This window comes from Streptomyces nitrosporeus, from assembly GCF_008704555.1.
Lineage (GTDB): Bacteria > Actinomycetota > Actinomycetes > Streptomycetales > Streptomycetaceae > Streptomyces > Streptomyces nitrosporeus.
In genome coordinates this window covers 3,096,049-3,115,087 of record NZ_CP023702.1, presented here as the reverse complement: position 1 = coordinate 3,115,087, position 19,039 = coordinate 3,096,049, and the positions used below count along the sequence as shown (strand labels likewise).

Annotated in this window: 15 protein-coding genes and 3 tRNA genes; 16 read left to right on the top strand and 2 right to left on the bottom strand. The window is 68.4% G+C overall.

Going from position 1 to position 19,039, the window contains the following annotated elements; genetic code table 11:
* Positions 1-223: 223 nt before the first annotated feature.
* The 6 genes from CP967_RS13625 (at position 224) to CP967_RS13600 (ending at position 2,920) form a co-directional block, all read left to right on the top strand.
* A tRNA-Thr gene (locus CP967_RS13625) sits at positions 224-296 on the top strand.
* A 45-nt stretch (positions 297-341) separates the two neighbouring features.
* A tRNA-Met gene (locus tag CP967_RS13620) sits at positions 342-414 on the top strand.
* An 89-nt stretch (positions 415-503) separates the two neighbouring features.
* Positions 504-668, top strand: coding sequence for a 50S ribosomal protein L33 (gene rpmG, locus CP967_RS13615; RefSeq protein WP_003956487.1), 165 nt, complete (start codon positions 504-506; stop codon positions 666-668).
* 112 nt (positions 669-780) lie between these two features.
* Positions 781-1,233: a MaoC family dehydratase N-terminal domain-containing protein gene (locus CP967_RS13610; RefSeq protein ID WP_150488242.1), complete on the top strand. Its 453-nt coding sequence runs from the start codon at positions 781-783 to the stop codon at positions 1,231-1,233.
* Complete coding sequence (locus CP967_RS13605) at positions 1,233-1,661, top strand: MaoC family dehydratase (RefSeq protein WP_150488241.1); 429 nt, start codon at positions 1,233-1,235, stop codon at positions 1,659-1,661. Before CP967_RS13610 ends, CP967_RS13605 begins: the two co-directional genes overlap by 1 nt.
* 179 nt (positions 1,662-1,840) lie before the next feature.
* Complete coding sequence (locus tag CP967_RS13600) at positions 1,841-2,920, top strand: UDP-N-acetylmuramate dehydrogenase (RefSeq protein ID WP_268253041.1); 1,080 nt, start codon at positions 1,841-1,843, stop codon at positions 2,918-2,920.
* Positions 2,921-3,076: 156 nt separating this feature from the next.
* Here CP967_RS13600 and CP967_RS13595 read toward each other — a convergent pair whose 3' ends face one another.
* Positions 3,077-4,105, bottom strand: a complete 1,029-nt coding sequence (locus CP967_RS13595) for an adenosine deaminase (RefSeq protein WP_150488239.1) — start codon at positions 4,103-4,105, stop codon at positions 3,077-3,079.
* 119 nt (positions 4,106-4,224) lie between these two features.
* On the bottom strand, positions 4,225-5,451 hold the full coding sequence (locus CP967_RS13590; protein WP_150488238.1) for a pyridoxal phosphate-dependent aminotransferase: 1,227 nt from the start codon (positions 5,449-5,451) through the stop codon (positions 4,225-4,227).
* 236 nt (positions 5,452-5,687) lie between these two features.
* Between CP967_RS13590 and CP967_RS13585 the strand changes: the two genes are divergently transcribed.
* The 10 genes from CP967_RS13585 to CP967_RS13535 all read left to right on the top strand — a co-directional run bounded on the left by CP967_RS13585 (position 5,688) and on the right by CP967_RS13535 (position 18,974).
* Positions 5,688-5,760: transfer RNA gene (locus tag CP967_RS13585), tRNA-Trp, on the top strand.
* Positions 5,761-5,866: 106 nt separating this feature from the next.
* Entirely contained in the window at positions 5,867-6,154 is a 288-nt protein-coding gene (secE, locus tag CP967_RS13580) for a preprotein translocase subunit SecE (protein ID WP_150488237.1), read from the top strand.
* Positions 6,155-6,227: 73 nt separating this feature from the next.
* Complete coding sequence (nusG, locus tag CP967_RS13575) at positions 6,228-7,085, top strand: transcription termination/antitermination protein NusG (RefSeq protein ID WP_150488236.1); 858 nt, start codon at positions 6,228-6,230, stop codon at positions 7,083-7,085.
* A gap of 177 nt (positions 7,086-7,262) precedes the next feature.
* Positions 7,263-7,697, top strand: a complete 435-nt coding sequence (gene rplK / locus CP967_RS13570; protein WP_006126872.1) for a 50S ribosomal protein L11 — start codon at positions 7,263-7,265, stop codon at positions 7,695-7,697.
* 82 nt (positions 7,698-7,779) lie between these two features.
* Positions 7,780-8,502, top strand: coding sequence for a 50S ribosomal protein L1 (rplA, locus tag CP967_RS13565; protein ID WP_103491259.1), 723 nt, complete (start codon positions 7,780-7,782; stop codon positions 8,500-8,502).
* A gap of 116 nt (positions 8,503-8,618) precedes the next feature.
* Positions 8,619-9,536, top strand: a complete 918-nt coding sequence (locus CP967_RS13560; RefSeq protein WP_150488235.1) for an SCO4651 family lipoprotein — start codon at positions 8,619-8,621, stop codon at positions 9,534-9,536.
* Positions 9,537-9,832: 296 nt separating this feature from the next.
* Positions 9,833-10,390 carry a 50S ribosomal protein L10 gene (gene rplJ, locus CP967_RS13555; RefSeq protein WP_150488234.1) on the top strand — a complete coding sequence of 186 codons (558 nt, stop codon included), beginning with the start codon at positions 9,833-9,835 and terminating at the stop codon, positions 10,388-10,390.
* An 84-nt stretch (positions 10,391-10,474) separates the two neighbouring features.
* The gene (gene rplL / locus CP967_RS13550; protein WP_150488233.1) at positions 10,475-10,861 is read left to right on the top strand and encodes a 50S ribosomal protein L7/L12; all 387 of its coding nucleotides are present in this window, start codon (positions 10,475-10,477) and stop codon (positions 10,859-10,861) included.
* A 598-nt stretch (positions 10,862-11,459) separates the two neighbouring features.
* Positions 11,460-14,945, top strand: a complete 3,486-nt coding sequence (gene rpoB, locus CP967_RS13540; protein ID WP_150488232.1) for a DNA-directed RNA polymerase subunit beta — start codon at positions 11,460-11,462, stop codon at positions 14,943-14,945.
* Positions 14,946-15,074: 129 nt separating this feature from the next.
* The gene (locus tag CP967_RS13535) at positions 15,075-18,974 is read left to right on the top strand and encodes a DNA-directed RNA polymerase subunit beta' (protein ID WP_150488231.1); all 3,900 of its coding nucleotides are present in this window, start codon (positions 15,075-15,077) and stop codon (positions 18,972-18,974) included.
* Positions 18,975-19,039: the final 65 nt, after the last annotated feature.

Sequence of the window (19,039 nt, the reverse complement as noted above, 5' to 3'; positions counted from 1 at the left end):
CCGGCCGGACGGATACGGGGCCGCCCCACGGGCCGTACCCGGGCGGCCGCCCGGCCCTTCGGCGCGGTCCGGAAGCGGGCGGCCCCGGCGATCAAGGCCCTGATCAGGGGGCGGATGGCGGGGACCGGAGGGGCCGCGGGCGGGGGCGGAGCGCGGTGCGCGCGGGGAGCGCGGAAACGGATTTGGGCGATCGGCGAGAGACCGTGTAATGTCTTCCTCGCTCGCCCCAATAGCTCAGTCGGTAGAGCGTCTCCATGGTAAGGAGAAGGTCTGCGGTTCGATTCCGCATTGGGGCTCTGGTGATCGGGTGACCCCGCTTCGGCGGGGAAACTCATCATCAAAGCGGTGTAGCTCAGTCGGTAGAGCAAGCGGCTCATAATCGCTGTGTCACCGGTTCAAGTCCGGTCACCGCTACTCACGGTAGCCGATTGCGGGGTCGGTCCTTCGATCGGCTACTCTTTTTTGCGTTCATCCGTTCATCCGTCCGTCCAAGGAGCACTCACGTGGCTGCCACCGACGTCCGCCCGAAGATCACGCTGGCCTGCGTGGAGTGCAAGGAGCGGAACTACATCACCAAGAAGAACCGGCGTAACAACCCGGACCGACTGGAGATGAAGAAGCACTGCCCGCGCTGCAACTCGCACACCGCGCACCGCGAAACGCGCTGAATCAGGCTCGTGCACGAGGCCGTCCCCACAGGGGGCGGCCTCGTGTCGTTGTACCGGGTGAACAGGAGGCTGTTCGCCCTCTTTCACATTTCCCTCAGGAGGTAGCGGGCTCATGGCGCTCGACCAGTCCTTCGTGGGGCGGACCTATCCGCCCACCCCGGCCTACGAGGTCGGCCGGGAGAAGATCCGGGAATTCGCGGAGGCGGTGGGTGACGCCAATCCCGCGTACGTGGACCCGGAGGCAGCCAAGGCGCTGGGGCACCCGGATGTGATCGCCCCGCCCACGTTCGTGTTCTCCATCACGTTCAGGGCCGCGAGTCAGGTGGTGCAGGACCCGCAGCTGGGCCTGGACTACAGCCGTGTGGTGCACGGCGACCAGAAGTTCGCGTACGTACGCCCGGTGCGCGCCGGTGACCGGCTGACCGTCACCTCGACGATCGAGGGCATCAAGTCGATGGCGGGCAACGACATCGTGGACGTCCGGGGCGAGGTGCACGACGAGTCGGGCGAACACGTGGTGACCGCGTGGACGAAGCTGGTGGCGCGTGCCGCCGAGGAGGCGTGATGACGGCGAGCATGGCCTACGAGTCGGTCGAGGTCGGCACGGAGCTGCCGGCGCAGTCCTTCCCGGTGACCCGCGCGACGCTGGTGCGGTACGCGGGTGCCTCCGGTGACTTCAACCCGATCCACTGGAACGAGAAGTTCGCCCGTGAGGTCGGACTGCCGGATGTGATCGCCCACGGCATGTTCACCATGGCCGAGGCGATCCGCGTCGTCACCGACTGGGCGGGCGACCCGGGGGCGGTCGTCGAGTACGGCGTGCGCTTCACCCGCCCCGTGATCGTGCCGAACGACGAAACCGGGGCGACGGTCGAGGTCAGCGGCAAGATCGGGGCCAAGCTGGACGACAACCTGGTCCGGGTGGACCTCGTCGCGACGAGCGCCGGCGCGAAGGTGCTGGGCATGTCCCGCGCCGTGGTCCGGCTGGCCTGACGGCCCCTGGGGCCGGTGACCGGCCCCAGGGGCGGGGGAGGGGCGTCCAGGAGGCGCCCCTCGGCCGCCCCGCGCCCCGGCTGCCCGGCGCCGTGCCTCGGCGCCCGACGCCGTAGCCCCCGGCCGTCCGGTGCCGTACGGCCCACGCCGCCCGGCACCCGCGCGTACGGTCCGGGCAGGTGGCGGACCGTACTCTTGTCCCCGTGCAGGAACTCCACGACGCCCCCCTCGCCCCCCTGACCACCTTCCGGCTCGGGGGCACCGCCGACCGCCTCCTGACCGCCACCACGGACGCCGAGGTGATCGCCGCCGTCCACGAGGCCGACACGAGCGGCACCCCGCTGCTGGTCGTCGGCGGCGGCTCCAACCTCGTCATCGGTGACAAGGGCTTCGCCGGAACCGCGCTGCGCATCGCGACCCGGGGCTTCGAGCTCTCCGGTACGACGCTGGAACTGGCCGCCGGAGAGGTCTGGACCGACGCGGTGGCCCGTACCGTCGAAGCCGGGCTCGCGGGCATCGAGTGCCTCGCGGGGATCCCCGGGTCCGCGGGCGCCACACCGATCCAGAACGTCGGCGCGTACGGGCAGGAGGTGTCCTCGGTCATCACCGGGGTCGTCGCCTACGACCGGCGCGCCCGGGAGACGGTCACCCTGACGAACGAGGAGTGCGCGTTCTCCTACCGGCACAGCCGTTTCAAGGCGGAGCCCGAACGCTTCGTCGTCCTGCGGGTCCGTTTCGGGCTGGAGGACGCGGGCGGGATGTCCGCGCCGCTGAGGTACGCGGAGACCGCTCGCGCCATGGGCGTCGAGCAGGGCGCCCGGGTGCCCGCCGCGGACGCCCGTGCCACCGTCCTGAAGCTGCGGGCCGGCAAGGGCATGGTGCTCGACCCCGAGGACCACGACACCTGGTCGGCGGGGTCCTTCTTCACCAACCCGGTCCTGGACGAGGCCGAGTACGCCGCCTTCCTGAGCCGGGCCGCGGAACGCCTGGGCGCCGGGGTGACGCCCCCCGCGTTCCCGGCCGGCGACGGCCGGACGAAGACCTCGGCCGCCTGGCTCATCGACAAGGCGGGCTTCACCAAGGGGTACGGCACGGGCCCCGCCCGCATCTCCACCAAGCACACCCTCGCCCTCACCAACCGCGGCGGCGCGAGCACCGAGGACCTGCTGGCCCTGGCCCGCGAGGTCGTCGCCGGGGTCCACGCGGCCTTCGGGGTCACCCTCGTCAACGAACCGGTGACGGTCGGCGTCAGCCTCTGAGCGGGGCGCCCCGGGGCGGCGTCCAGGGCGCGCCCGCCGCGTGGGCCGCGTCCGCCCGCGGGAGGGACCAGCCCCTCCCGCAGCACGCCACCGCGCCGGCCGGACGCGCCCGTCCGCCCGCCCGTCAGGGGGCCGTCCGTCAGCTGACGGACGGGATCAGCCGCCGGGCGGGCACTCCCCGATCCAGTCGTCGATCCCGCTCAGCAGTGCCGCCCGCACGTCGGCGGGTGCCGCCGAGCCCCGCACGGACTGCCGGGCCAGCTCCGCCAGCTCCTCGTCGGTGAAACCGTGGTGGCGGCGCACCAGGTCGTACTGCGCGGCCAGCCGCGAACCGAAGAGCAGCGGGTCGTCGGCGCCCAGCGCCATCGGCACCCCCGCGTCGAAGAGGGTGCGCAGAGGCACGTCGGCGGGCTTCTCGTAGACCCCGAGCGCCACGTTGGAGGCCGGGCACACCTCGCAGGTCACCCCGCGCTCCGCCAGCCTCCTCAGCAGCCGCGGATCCTCCGCCGCCCGTACGCCGTGCCCGATCCGGGCCGCGTCCAGGTCGTCCAGGCAGTCCCGGACACTGGCCGGGCCGGAGAGCTCACCGCCGTGCGGGGCGGCCAGCAGACCGCCCTCCCGGGCGATGGCGAAGGCGCGGTCGAAGTCCCGCGCCATGCCCCGGCGCTCGTCGTTGGAGAGCCCGAACCCGATGACCCCCCGGTCCGCGTACCGCACGGCGAGCCGGGCCAGGGTGCGGGCGTCCAGCGGGTGCTTCATCCGGTTCGCCGCGATCACCACCCGCATCCCCAGCCCGGTCTCCCGGGAGGCGCTGTCCACCGCGTCCAGGATGATCTCGATGGCCGGGATCAGCCCGCCGAGCAGCGGCGCGTACGAGGTGGGGTCGACCTGGATCTCCAGCCAGCCCGAGCCGTCGGCCACGTCCTCCATCGCGCTCTCGCGCACCAGCCGCTGGATGTCCTCCGGGGCACGCAGACAGGACCGGGCGATGTCGTAGAGGCGCTGGAAGCGGAACCAGCCGCGCTCGTCCGTGGCCCGCAGCCGGGGCGGCTCACCGCCGGTCAGGGCCTCCGGCAGGCGCACGCCGTACTTGTCCGCGAGTTCGAGCAGGGTGGTCGGCCGCATCGACCCGGTGAAGTGCAGATGCAGATGGGCCTTGGGCAACAGCCGTACGTCACGCTCCATCCATGGATCCTGCCCCATCCGGAGGGTTTCGTGGTACCCGGATCCCGCACCGGATTACCCCTCGAACACAGAAATGGCCCCCGGCCTGAGCCGGGGGCCGCCTGCGTCGCGCGGGAGGCTCAGTCGCGGGCCTCGCCCAGCAGCTTCTGCAGCCGCGAGACACCCTCGGCCAGGTCCTCGTCGCCCAGGGCGTACGAGAGCCGGAGGTAACCCGGCGTGCCGAAGGCCTCGCCCGGCACGACCGCGACCTCGGCCTCGTCCAGGATGAGCGCCGCCAGCTCGACGGAGTCGGCCGGGCGCCTGCCGCGGATCTCCTTGCCGAGCAGCGCCTTCACCGAGGGGTACACGTAGAACGCGCCCTCGGGCTCCGGGCAGAGGACGCCGTCGATCTCGTTGAGCATCCGCACGATGGTCCGGCGGCGGCGGTCGAAGGCGGTGCGCATCTCGGCGACCGCGTCCAGCGAACCCGAGACGGCGGCCAGCGCGGCGGCCTGGGCGACGTTGCCGACGTTGGAGGTGGCGTGCGACTGGAGGTTGGTCGCGGCCTTGACGACGTCCTTCGGGCCGACGATCCAGCCCACCCGCCAGCCGGTCATGGCGTACGTCTTGGCGACACCGTTGACCACGATGCACCGGTCGCGCAGCTCGGGCACGACCGCCGGCATCGAGGTGAACGCCGCGTCGCCGTAGACCAGGTGCTCGTAGATCTCGTCGGTCATCACCCACAGGCCGTGCTCGACGGCCCAGCGGCCGATGGCCTCGGTGTCGGCCTCGCTGTAGACGGCGCCCGTGGGGTTGGACGGGGAGACGAACAGGACGACCTTGGTCCGCTCGGTGCGGGCCGCCTCCAGCTGCTCGACGGAGACGCGGTAGCCGGTGGTCTCGTCGGCGACGACCTCGACCGGCACGCCGCCGGCGAGACGGATGGACTCGGGGTAGGTGGTCCAGTACGGGGCCGGGACGATGACCTCGTCACCCGGGTCCAGGATCGCGGCGAAGGCCTCGTAGATGGCCTGCTTGCCGCCGTTGGTCACCAGGATCTGCGAGGCGTCGACCTCGTAGCCGGAGTCGCGCAGCGTCTTCTCCGCGATGGCGGCCTTGAGCTCGGGGAGCCCGCCGGCGGGGGTGTAGCGGTGGTACTTCGGGTTGCGGCAGGCCTCGACCGCCGCCTCGACGATGTAACCGGGGGTCGGGAAGTCGGGCTCACCGGCACCGAAGCCGATCACCGGGCGCCCGGCGGCCTTGAGGGCCTTGGCCTTGGCGTCGACGGCGAGGGTGGCGGACTCGGAGATGGCACCGATGCGGGCCGAGACCCGGCGCTCGGACGGAGAAGTTGCAGCGCTCATGCCCCCCATGCTCCCAGACCGGAATCGCGGTCGGCACAGGGGTTTCAGGGACCGGACAGGACGCGGACGGCATCCGGCCGAGGCCGGTCACCCGCGGCCCGCGGGACCGGTCGCACGCGGTCTGTTCGACGCGAGGCCCATGAACACGTACACTCACCTGTCGTTGGCCTTCACCAGCCGCACCGTTTCCGCACCCGGTCCACCGGGGAAGATGCGGTAGGTTGGGGGAACCACAAAGGGTCGTAGCTCAATTGGTAGAGCACTGGTCTCCAAAACCAGCGGTTGGGGGTTCAAGTCCCTCCGGCCCTGCTACACACTCCTTCGCCAGGATGTGTGCGCATGTACGTACTTCAATGCACCGCCGTGCGGCTCCACCGGGCGCGGCACGGCCACGACCCGGAATCAGGTGAGTAGCGTGACGGACGCCGTGGGCTCCATCGACATGCCTGATGCCGAGGACGAAGCGCCTGAGTCGAAGAAGAAGCCCCGTAAGGGTGGCAAGCGCGGCAAGAAGGGCCCGTTCGGCCGCCTCGCGCTCTTCTACCGCCAGATCGTCGCCGAGCTCCGCAAGGTCGTATGGCCGACACGCAGCCAGCTGATGACCTACACGACCGTGGTGATCGTGTTCGTGGTGGTCATGATCGGCCTCGTTACCGTGATTGACTTCGGATTTGCGCGGGCCGTCAAGTACGTCTTCGGCTGATCCCCGCGGAGGGCGCCTCGTCGGCGCCCCTTTCGCATGTTCCACCCTCTGTATCCAGGAAGAAGCAGCCATCGTGTCTGACCCGAACCTGAACGACGACGCCGAGCCCACGGCGAGCGCCGTCGAGTCCGCCGAGGACGAGCTCGACATCGTCGAGGCGTCGGATGCCGGGGCCCCGGACCAGGTCGAAGCTGCTGACGCCGCCGCGGACGAGCCTGCCGAGCAGGACGCCGTCGAGGCCGGTGCCGACGAGGAGGCGGAGGCCGACGGTTCCGAGGACGACGACGAGCAGGACGCCGAGCCGGCCGCCCCCGTCGACGCCGTCGCCGCCCTGCGCGAGGAGCTGCGCGGCCTCCCGGGCGAGTGGTACGTCATCCACACGTACGCCGGGTACGAGAAGCGCGTGAAGGCCAACCTGGAGCAGCGCGCCGTCTCGCTCAACGTCGAGGACTTCATCTACCAGGCCGAGGTGCCCGAGGAAGAGATCGTCCAGATCAAGAACGGCGAGCGCAAGAACGTCCGTCAGAACAAGCTCCCCGGGTACGTCCTGGTGCGCATGGACCTGACGAACGAGTCCTGGGGCGTCGTCCGCAACACCCCCGGCGTCACGGGCTTCGTGGGCAACGCCTACGACCCCTACCCGCTGACCCTGGACGAGATCGTCAAGATGCTCGCCCCCGAGGCCGAGGAGAAGGCCGCCCGCGAGGCCGCCGAGGCCGAGGGCAAGCCGGCTCCGGCCCGCAAGGTCGAGGTCCAGGTCCTGGACTTCGAGGTGGGCGACTCGGTCACCGTCACCGACGGCCCCTTCGCGACGCTCCAGGCGACGATCAACGAGATCAACGCCGACTCGAAGAAGGTCAAGGGCCTCGTCGAGATCTTCGGCCGGGAGACCCCGGTCGAGCTGAGCTTCGACCAGATCCAGAAGAACTAGTCGCTTCTGCGCCCTTCTGGGACACATACCTACCGAGCAGGTCGGACCGGCTTCGCAGCCGGGCTGACCTGCTCGGTTTTTGGTCGCGCAGCTATACCCGTTATCGTTGTGCGGTATGCCTCCGTCCGGATGACCGGAATGGCGGCGAAACACTCTCACTAGGACCCGGAGAGAGCAATGCCTCCCAAGAAGAAGAAGGTCACGGGGCTTATCAAGCTCCAGATCAACGCCGGTGCGGCCAACCCGGCCCCGCCGGTCGGCCCCGCGCTCGGCCAGCACGGCGTCAACATCATGGAGTTCTGCAAGGCCTACAACGCCGCGACCGAGTCGCAGCGCGGCATGGTCGTGCCGGTGGAGATCACGGTCTACGAGGACCGCTCCTTCACCTTCGTCACCAAGACCCCGCCGGCCGCGAAGCTGATCCTCAAGGCCGCGGGTGTGGAGAAGGGCTCCGGCGAGCCGCACAAGACCAAGGTCGCCAAGCTCACGGCTGCCCAGGTCCGCGAGATCGCCACGACGAAGCTCCCCGACCTGAACGCCAACGACCTCGACGCCGCGTCGAAGATCATCGCCGGCACCGCCCGCTCCATGGGCATCACGGTCGAAGGCTGAGTCAGCCTCGTAAGCCCCCAGTGGTAGGGCCAAGCGCTGGTCCGCACCACGACTCCACACTCTGAAAACCACAGGAGCAGAAGTGAAGCGCAGCAAGAACCTCCGCGCTGCGGACGCCAAGATCGACCGGGAGCGTACCTACGCCCCGCTCGAGGCCGTCCGTCTCGCCAAGGAGACCGCCACCACGAAGTTCGACGGCACCGTCGAGGTCGCGTTCCGCCTGGGTGTTGACCCTCGCAAGGCCGACCAGATGGTCCGTGGCACCGTGAACCTCCCGCACGGCACCGGCAAGACCGCCCGGGTCCTGGTCTTCGCGACCGGTGACCGTGCTGCGGCCGCGGAAGCCGCGGGCGCCGACATCGTCGGCGCCGACGAGCTCATCGACGAGGTGGCGAAGGGCCGTCTGGACTTCGACGCCGTCGTCGCCACGCCGGACCTCATGGGCAAGGTCGGCCGCCTGGGCCGCGTGCTCGGTCCGCGTGGTCTGATGCCGAACCCGAAGACCGGCACTGTCACCCCCGACGTCGTGAAGGCTGTCAACGACATCAAGGGCGGCAAGATCGAGTTCCGCGTCGACAAGCACTCGAACCTGCACTTCATCATCGGCAAGGTCTCCTTCGACGAGACGAAGCTGGTCGAGAACTACGGCGCGGCCCTGGAGGAGATCCTCCGCCTCAAGCCGTCCGCCGCGAAGGGCCGCTTCATCAAGAAGGCGTCCCTCACCACCACGATGGGCCCCGGCATCCCGCTGGACGCCAACCGTGTGCGCAACCTCCTCGTCGAGGAGGACCCGGCCGCCGTCTGAGCCCCCGTGCTCACCCGGTAGCCTCCTTCTCAACAGGACGGGCCCCGCGACCATCTGGTCGCGGGGCCCGTCCTCGTTGACGGGAAAGCGACGAGCACGGCAGGGGTGGGTCTTCGATGACGGCAGGCAGGGCAGGACGGGCGGGGTTCCTGGTCGCGATGGCGGCGGCACTGGCGACGGTGACGGCGTGCGGCGGGCCGGGAGGGGACCCGTCCCCTTCCTCTTCCCAGGGGGCGCCGAAGGCCAGGGACGGCGCCGTGGCGCGTACGGACGCGATATCGGCGCTGCGCGTGGCGCAGAAGGAGACCGGCGGGGCGGAATCCGCGAGGATCGAGGGCACCATGGAGCTCGGTGCCGCCATGTCCATGAAGCAGTCCGGAGTGCTCGGCTGGGGAGACGGCGTGACGGGCGAGATGGAGATCGTCTACACGGGCGGCTCCATGGGGGAGGCCCTGAAGCAGTCCGGTGGCGACGGCACCGTGCTGGCCCGGTACTTCAAGGAGGAGTACTACGCGAACATGGGCGACGGCTTCGCCGCGAACGCCGGGGGCAAGCACTGGATCCGGTACGCCTACGCCGACCTGGCCGAGATGGGCGGCGCATCCGGAGAGGTGATGGCGGACCAGATCCAGAACGGCACCCCCCAGCAGGGGGTCAACGCTCTGCTGGCCGCGGGTGACGTCGTGGAGGTCGGCAAGGAGGACGTGCGGGGCGTCGCCACGACGCACTACAGCGGCACGGTGGACGTCACGGAACTCGCCACCACGAACTCGGACCTGGGCGAGGACGAGCTCGCCGCCCTCAGGAAGCAGCTGTCCCAGTCGGGCGTGGAGACCGAGACGGTCGACATCTGGGTGGACGAGAACAACCTGCTGGTGAAGAAGGTCGAACGCGCGGACACGGCGAACGGCGAGATGAACTCGACGGTCTACTACAGCGACTACGGCACCGAGGTCGCGGCGCAAAGGCCGGCGGCCGACGACACGATCGATTTCAGGACACTGCTGAAGCAGCAGCAGGGCGCCGCTTCCTGACCCCGGCCGGTGCGGGTCCAAACCTCCCGCACCGGTGAAATCAGGACGGATTTGCTCCACGCGGCTCCGGTCGCGTACGCTCCACAGGAAGCCAAAGACCGCTGGTCGTTGCTGTGCTCTTGCAAGGGGGCCGGTGACCGAAGGATCCGTCGAGGACGGGCGACCTGCGCAGGTGACTGTGGATCGCTCCCGGATGTATGTCCGGTCGAGCCGTGCCCTGGCGCCTGCGCCGGGGCGCTTTGTTTTTCCCGGCCCCTTCTGAGCGGTCCTCATCACCCGGAAGGAGGCCGACGCTCATGGCAAGGCCCGACAAGGCTGCCGCGGTAGCCGAGCTGACGGACCAGTTCCGCAGCTCGAACGCCGCCGTGCTGACCGAGTACCGGGGTCTCACCGTGGCCCAGCTCAAGCAGCTGCGCCGTTCGCTCGGTGAGAACGCCCAGTACGCCGTGGTGAAGAACACGCTGACCAAGATTGCGGCCAACGAGGCCGGGATCGACACGCTGGACGACCTCTTCACGGGTCCGACGGCGGTTGCCTTCGTCACCGGTGACCCGGTGGAGTCGGCGAAGGGTCTTCGTGACTTCGCCAAGGACAACCCCAACCTCATCATCAAGGGCGGTGTCCTTGACGGTAAGGCGCTGTCCGCCGATGAGATCAAGAAGCTCGCGGACCTCGAGTCCCGCGAGGTTCTGCTCTCCAAGCTGGCCGGTGCCATGAAGGGCAAGCAGTCGCAGGCTGCCGCGCTCTTCCAGGCGCTGCCCTCGAAGTTCGTCCGCACCGCGGAAGCGCTTCGTGCCAAGAAGGAAGAGCAGGGCGGTGCCGGTACTCCGGCTCCCGCCGAGGCCGCCGAGTAATCACGCTCAGCGGTCCAGCGGGCCCCACGTACGCCCGCCGACATATACATCCGGCACCTGCCGAATAGTGGAAGGACGCCTGTCATGGCGAAGCTGTCCCAGGACGACCTGCTCGCGCAGTTCGAAGAGATGACCCTCATCGAGCTCTCCGAGTTCGTGAAGGCCTTCGAGGAGAAGTTCGACGTCACCGCCGCCGCCCCGGTCGCCGTTGCCGCCGCCGGTGGCGCCGCTGCCGGTGCCGCCCCGGCCGAGGAGGAGAAGGACGAGTTCGACGTCATCCTCACCGGCGCCGGCGAGAAGAAGATCCAGGTCATCAAGGTCGTGCGTGAGCTGACCTCGCTGGGTCTGAAGGAGGCCAAGGACCTCGTCGACGGCACCCCGAAGCCGGTCCTCGAGAAGGTCGCCAAGGAGGCCGCGGAGAAGGCTGCCGAGTCCCTCAAGGCCGCCGGCGCCTCCGTCGAGGTCAAGTGACCCCTGGAGTCCTCTGACTCCTCACGCCCCCGCCTCGCGGCGGGGACGTCACTCGCGAAGGGCGATCACCCGCTTGGGTGGTCGCCCTTCGGCGTGCTGCGGGAGGCTGCCTTGATCTTCTGCCGGTGCCGGGTAGGGTGATCTTCGCCGTGCGTCTCCGAAAGGGGACGTCAACCGGGGTCCCCGCGCGAGGGGTGAAGATCGCTGGGTGGCCGTCAGTGGCTCAGGGCCTTGACGAACCGCACGCGGCGCGCAATTCTCAGGACGCGTCGTCATCTCGATCCGCTTCCGAGGCATGGATCGAGAGTGAAGAGGGCAGTAAAGAAGAGCGCGCACCGCGCGTGAGGTCTATCCATAGGTGTTGAGAACAGCTGTTGCGAACGACGAGGGTTTCTGAGAGCCCCGACTGGACATCAGTGTGGCGTTTGGCTACACTGACCCTTTGCGCTGCCTGTTAGCTGCCTCCTGCCCGTCACCAGGGGCATGCCCACGCCTAGCACCGATGACCGGACCTTCCCTGACCTGGGATTTCTGTCGCTGTGTGGGGCTTGGGGCCGGTACGCGCGTAGTGAGTCCGAGCCCTCGGAAGGACCCCCTCTTGGCCGCCTCGCGCAACGCCTCGACCTCGAATACGAACAACGGTGCCAGCACCGCCCCGCTGCGCATCTCTTTTGCAAAGATCAAGGAGCCCCTCGAGGTTCCGAACCTCCTCGCGCTGCAGACCGAGAGCTTTGACTGGCTCCTCGGCAACGCCGCCTGGAAGGCTCGCGTCGAGGCTGCTCTGGACAGCGGACAAGACGTCCCCACCAAGTCCGGCCTGGAGGAGATCTTCGAGGAGATCTCCCCGATCGAGGACTTCTCCGGGTCGATGTCGCTGACGTTCCGCGACCACCGCTTCGAGCCCCCGAAGAACTCCATCGACGAGTGCAAGGAGCGCGACTTCACCTTCGCCGCGCCGCTCTTCGTCACCGCCGAGTTCACCAACAACGAGACCGGCGAGATCAAGTCCCAGACGGTCTTCATGGGCGACTTCCCGCTCATGACCAACAAGGGCACCTTCGTGATCAACGGCACCGAGCGTGTCGTGGTCTCGCAGCTGGTCCGGTCCCCGGGCGTCTACTTCGACTCCTCCATCGACAAGACGTCCGACAAGGACATCTTCTCGGCCAAGATCATCCCTTCCCGGGGTGCCTGGCTGGAGATGGAGATCGACAAGCGCGACATGGTCGGTGTCCGCATCGACCGCAAGCGCAAGCAGTCCGTCACCGTCCTCCTGAAGGCGCTCGGCTGGACCACCGAGCAGATCCTGGAGGAGTTCGGCGAGTACGAGTCGATGCGCGCCACCCTGGAGAAGGACCACACCCAGGGCCAGGACGACGCGCTGCTCGACATCTACCGCAAGCTGCGCCCGGGCGAGCCGCCGACGCGCGAGGCCGCCCAGACGCTGCTGGAGAACCTCTACTTCAACCCGAAGCGCTACGACCTCGCGAAGGTCGGCCGCTACAAGGTGAACAAGAAGCTCGGCGCGGACGAGCCGCTCGACGCCGGTGTCCTCACCAGCGACGACATCATCGCCACCATCAAGTACCTGGTGAAGCTGCACGCCGGCGAGACCGAGACGATCGGCGAGTCGGGCCGGGAGATCGTCGTCGAGACCGACGACATCGACCACTTCGGCAACCGCCGCCTGCGCAACGTCGGCGAGCTCATCCAGAACCAGGTCCGCACGGGTCTCGCCCGTATGGAGCGCGTCGTGCGCGAGCGCATGACGACCCAGGACGTCGAGGCGATCACGCCGCAGACCCTGATCAACATCCGGCCGGTCGTCGCCTCCATCAAGGAGTTCTTCGGCACCAGCCAGCTGTCGCAGTTCATGGACCAGAACAACCCGCTCTCGGGTCTCACCCACAAGCGCCGTCTGTCGGCGCTCGGCCCGGGTGGTCTCTCGCGTGAGCGGGCCGGCTTCGAGGTCCGCGACGTGCACCCGTCCCACTACGGACGCATGTGCCCGATCGAGACCCCTGAAGGCCCGAACATCGGTCTGATCGGTTCGCTCGCCTCGTACGGCCGCGTCAACGCGTTCGGCTTCATCGAGACGCCGTACCGCAAGGTCGTCGACGGCCAGGTCACCGACGAGGTCGACTACATCACCGCCGACGAGGAAGACCGCTTCGTGATCGCCCAGGCGAACGCGACGCTCTCCGAGGACATGCGCTTCACCGAGCCGCGCGTCCTGGTCCGCCGTCGTGGCGGGGAGGTCGACTACATCCCCGGTGACGACGTCGACTACATGGACGTCTCGCCGCGCCAGATGGTGTCCGTCGCCACCGCGATGATCCCCTTCCTGGAGCACGACGACGCCAACCGCGCCCTCATGGGCGCGAACATGATGCGCCAGGCCGTCCCGCTCATCAAGAGCGAGGCGCCGCTGGTCGGCACCGGCATGGAGTACCGCTGCGCCACCGACGCCGGTGACGTCCTCAAGGCCGAGAAGGACGGTGTGGTCCAGGAGGTCTCCGCGGACTACGTCACCGTCACCAACGACGACGGCACGTACACCACGTACCGCATCGCCAAGTTCTCGCGCTCCAACCAGGGCACCTCGGTCAACCAGAAGGTCGTCGTCTCCGAGGGCGACCGGGTCATCGAGGGCCAGGTCCTCGCCGACGGGCCGGCCACCGAGAACGGTGAGATGGCGCTCGGCAAGAACCTGCTCGTGGCGTTCATGCCGTGGGAGGGCCACAACTACGAGGACGCGATCATCCTGTCGCAGCGCCTCGTGCAGGACGACGTCCTCTCCTCGATCCACATCGAGGAGCACGAGGTCGACGCCCGTGACACCAAGCTGGGCCCGGAGGAGATCACCCGGGACATCCCGAACGTCTCCGAGGAGGTCCTCGCCGACCTCGACGAGCGCGGCATCATCCGCATCGGTGCCGAGGTCGTCGCCGGCGACATCCTCGTCGGCAAGGTCACGCCCAAGGGTGAGACCGAGCTGACCCCGGAGGAGCGCCTGCTCCGCGCGATCTTCGGTGAGAAGGCGCGCGAGGTGCGCGACACCTCCCTGAAGGTGCCGCACGGTGAGATCGGCAAGGTCATCGGCGTCCGCGTCTTCGACCGCGAAGAGGGCGACGAGCTGCCGCCGGGCGTGAACCAGCTGGTCCGCGTCTACGTCGCGCAGAAGCGCAAGATCACCGACGGTGACAAGCTGGCCGGCCGTCACGGCAACAAGGGCGTCATCTCCAAGATCCTGCCGATCGAGGACATGCCGTTCCTGGAGGACGGCACCCCGGTCGACATCATCCTCAACCCGCTGGGTGTCCCGTCCCGAATGAACCCGGGACAGGTCCTGGAGATCCACCTCGGCTGGCTCGCCAGCCGCGGCTGGGACGTCTCCGGCCTCGGTGACGAGTGGGCCAAGCGCCTCCAGGCCATCGGCGCCGACCAGGTCGCCCCCGGCACCAACGTCGCCACGCCCGTCTTCGACGGTGCGCGCGAGGACGAGATCTCCGGCCTCTTCCAGGCCACGATCCCGAACCGCGACGGCGTCCGCATGGTGCAGCCCTCCGGCAAGGCCCAGCTGTTCGACGGCCGCTCCGGCGAGCCGTTCCCGGACCCGGTCTCGGTCGGGTACATGTACATCCTCAAGCTGCACCACCTGGTCGACGACAAGCTCCACGCGCGTTCGACCGGCCCGTACTCCATGATCACGCAGCAGCCGCTGGGTGGTAAGGCGCAGTTCGGTGGTCAGCGATTCGGTGAGATGGAGGTGTGGGCCCTTGAGGCATACGGCGCCGCATACGCCCTCCAGGAACTCCTGACGATCAAGTCCGACGACGTCACCGGCCGTGTGAAGGTCTACGAGGCGATCGTCAAGGGCGAGAACATCCCCGAGCCCGGCATTCCCGAGTCCTTCAAGGTGCTCATCAAGGAAATGCAGTCGCTCTGCCTCAACGTGGAGGTGCTGTCCTCGGACGGCATGTCCATCGAGATGCGTGACACGGACGAGGACGTCTTCCGCGCGGCGGAGGAGCTCGGTATCGACCTGTCCCGGCGCGAGCCGAGCAGCGTCGAAGAGGTCTGACGGGCTGGCCGGCCGGATCCCAGTGAACCGGCCGGCTTTCCCCGGACCCGTTCAGACCATTGCTGAAGTGCCCCGATTTCTCGCGTGACGCGAGGGGGCTCGAACCCCCGAAAGAGGGATTGACGACAAGTGCTCGACGTCAACTTCTTCGACGAGCTGCGGATCGGCCTTGCCACCGCGGACGACATCCGGACCTGGTCCCACGGCGAGGTCAAGAAGCCTGAGACCATCAACTACCGCACCCTCAAGCCCGAGAAGGACGGACTCTTCTGCGAGAAGATCTTCGGTCCGACCCGGGACTGGGAGTGCTACTGCGGCAAGTACAAGCGTGTCCGCTTCAAGGGCATCATCTGTGAGCGCTGCGGCGTCGAGGTCACGCGCGCCAAGGTGCGCCGTGAGCGCATGGGCCACATCGAGCTCGCCGCTCCCGTCACCCACATCTGGTACTTCAAGGGCGTCCCGTCGCGCCTGGGCTACCTGCTGGACCTCGCGCCGAAGGACCTCGAGAAGGTCATCTACTTCGCCGCGTACATGATCACGTTCGTCGACGAGGAGCGCCGTACCCGCGACCTCCCGTCGCTGGAGGCGCACGTCTCCGTCGAGCGCCAGCAGATCGAGAACCGCCGCGACTCGGACCTCGAGAACCGTGCCAAGAAGCTGGAGACGGACCTCGCCGAGCTGGAGGCCGAGGGCGCCAAGGCCGACGTGCGCCGCAAGGTGCGCGAAGGCGCCGAGCGTGAGATGAAGCAGCTGCGTGACCGTGCGCAGCGCGAGATCGACCGTCTCGACGAGGTGTGGAGCCGCTTCAAGAACCTCAAGGTCCAGGACCTGGAGGGCGACGAGCTGCTCTACCGCGAGCTGCGTGACCGCTTCGGCACGTACTTCGACGGCTGCATGGGCGCCGCCGCGCTGCAGAAGCGCCTGGAGTCCTTCGACCTCGACGAGGAGGCCGAGCGTCTCCGCGAGATCATCCGCACCGGCAAGGGCCAGAAGAAGACCCGTGCGCTCAAGCGCCTCAAGGTCGTCTCCGCGTTCCTGCAGACGAGCAACAAGCCCAAGGGCATGGTGCTCGACTGCGTGCCGGTCATCCCGCCGGACCTGCGTCCGATGGTGCAGCTGGACGGTGGCCGCTTCGCGACCTCCGACCTGAACGACCTGTACCGCCGTGTGATCAACCGCAACAACCGCCTCAAGCGCCTTCTCGACCTCGGTGCCCCCGAGATCATCGTGAACAACGAGAAGCGGATGCTGCAGGAGGCCGTCGACGCGCTGTTCGACAACGGCCGTCGCGGCCGTCCGGTCACCGGTCCCGGCAACCGCCCGCTGAAGTCCCTCAGCGACATGCTGAAGGGCAAGCAGGGCCGCTTCCGCCAGAACCTCCTCGGCAAGCGCGTGGACTACTCCGCGCGTTCCGTGATCGTCGTCGGTCCGCAGCTCAAGCTGCACCAGTGCGGTCTGCCGAAGGCGATGGCGCTGGAGCTCTTCAAGCCGTTCGTGATGAAGCGCCTGGTGGACCTGAACCACGCGCAGAACATCAAGTCGGCCAAGCGCATGGTCGAGCGTGGCCGCACCGTGGTGTACGACGTCCTCGAAGAGGTCATCGCCGAGCACCCGGTGCTGCTGAACCGCGCGCCCACCCTGCACCGCCTCGGCATCCAGGCCTTCGAGCCGCAGCTGGTCGAGGGCAAGGCCATCCAGATCCACCCGCTCGTCTGCACCGCGTTCAACGCGGACTTCGACGGTGACCAGATGGCCGTGCACCTGCCGCTCTCCGCGGAGGCGCAGGCCGAGGCCCGCATCCTGATGCTGTCCTCGAACAACATCCTGAAGCCGGCCGACGGCCGCCCCGTCACCATGCCGACCCAGGACATGGTGCTGGGCCTCTTCTTCCTCACCACGGACGACGAGGGCCGCGACGTCAAGGGCGCCGGGCGCTCCTTCGGCTCCACGGCCGAGGCCATCATGGCCTTCGACGCCCGCGAGCTGTCGCTCCAGGCGAAGGTCGACATCCGCTTCCCGGTGGGCACCATCCCGCCGCGTGGCTGGGTGCCGCCGGTCGCCGAGGAGGGCGAGCCCGAGTACCAGCCGGGTGACACCTTCCGGCTGCGTACGAGCCTGGGCCGCGCGCTCTTCAACGAGCTGCTGCCCGAGGACTACCCGTTCGTCGACTACTCGGTGGGCAAGAAGCAGCTCTCCGAGATCGTCAACGACCTGGCCGAGCGCTACCCCAAGGTGATCGTGGCGGCGACGCTCGACAACCTGAAGGCGGCCGGTTTCCACTGGGCGACCCGCTCCGGTGTGACCGTGGCCATCTCCGACGTCGTCGTGCCCGAGGCCAAGAAGGCCATCGTCAAGGGCTACGAGGAGCAGGACGAGAAGGTCCAGAAGCAGTACGAGCGCGGTCTGATCACCAAGGACGAGCGCACGCAGGAGCTCATCGCGATCTGGACCAAGGCGACCAACGAGGTCGCCGAGGCGATGAACGCGAACTTCCCGAAGACGAACCCCATCTTCATGATGGTCGACTCGGGTGCCCGAGGAAACATGATGCAGATGCGTCAGATCGCGGGTATGCGTGGTCTGGTGTCGAACGCGAAGAACGAGACGATCCCGCGTCCGATCAAGGCGTCCTTCCGTGAGGGCCTCACGGTGCTGGAGTACTTCATCTCCACGCACGGTGCCCGTAAGGGTCTGGCGGACACCGCCCTGCGTACCGCCGACTCGGGTTACCTGACCCGTCGTCTGGTGGACGTCTCGCAGGACGTGATCATCCGCGAGGAGGACTGCGGCACCGACCGCGGCCTGAAGCTGAAGATCGCCGTCAAGGGTGCGGACGGTGTCCTGCGCAAGACGGAGGACGTCGAGACCTCGGTCTACGCCCGCATGCTCGCCGAGGACGTCGTCGTCGACGGCAAGGTCATCGCGCCTGCCAACGTCGACCTCGGTGACGTCCTGATCGACGCCCTGGTGAACGCCGGCGTCGAGGAGGTCAAGACCCGCTCGGTCCTGACCTGTGAGTCCGCGGTCGGCACCTGTGCCTTCTGCTACGGACGCTCGCTCGCCACCGGCAAGCTGGTCGACATCGGTGAGGCGGTCGGCATCATCGCCGCCCAGTCCATCGGTGAGCCCGGTACCCAGCTGACGATGCGTACCTTCCACACCGGTGGTGTGGCCGGTGACGACATCACCCAGGGTCTGCCGCGTGTCGTCGAGCTCTTCGAGGCCCGTACGCCCAAGGGTGTCGCCCCGATCTCGGAGGCGGCCGGCCGTGTCCGGATCGAGGAGACCGAGAAGACCAAGAAGATCGTCGTCACCCCGGACGACGGCAGCGAGGAGACGGCCTTCCCGATCTCCAAGCGCGCCCGTCTCCTGGTCGGCGAGGGCGACCCGGTCGAGGTGGGCCAGAAGCTCACCGTCGGTGCGACCAACCCGCACGACGTGCTGCGGATCCTCGGTCAGCGCGCGGTCCAGGTCCACCTGGTCGGCGAGGTCCAGAAGGTCTACAACTCGCAGGGCGTGTCGATCCACGACAAGCACATCGAGATCATCATCCGGCAGATGCTGCGCCGGGTGACGATCATCGAGTCCGGCGACGCGGAGCTGCTGCCGGGCGAGCTGGTCGAGCGGTCGAAGTTCGAGACCGAGAACCGTCGTGTGGTCACCGAGGGCGGTCACCCCGCCTCCGGCCGTCCGCAGCTGATGGGTATCACCAAGGCCTCGCTGGCGACGGAGTCCTGGCTGTCGGCCGCCTCCTTCCAGGAGACGACCCGGGTGCTGACGGACGCGGCGATCAACGCCAAGTCCGACTCGCTCATCGGCCTCAAGGAGAACGTCATCATCGGTAAGCTCATCCCGGCCGGTACGGGTCTGTCCCGCTACCGCAACATCCGGGTGGAGCCGACCGAGGAGGCCAAGGCCGCGATGTACTCGGCCGTCGGCTACGACGACATCGACTACTCGCCGTTCGGCACGGGCTCCGGCCAGGCCGTTCCGCTGGAGGACTACGACTACGGTCCGTACAACCAGTAGCAGTGAGTGAGAAGGGCGCCCATCCCGTGGTGTACGGGGTGGGCGCCCTTCTGTGTGCCGTGGCC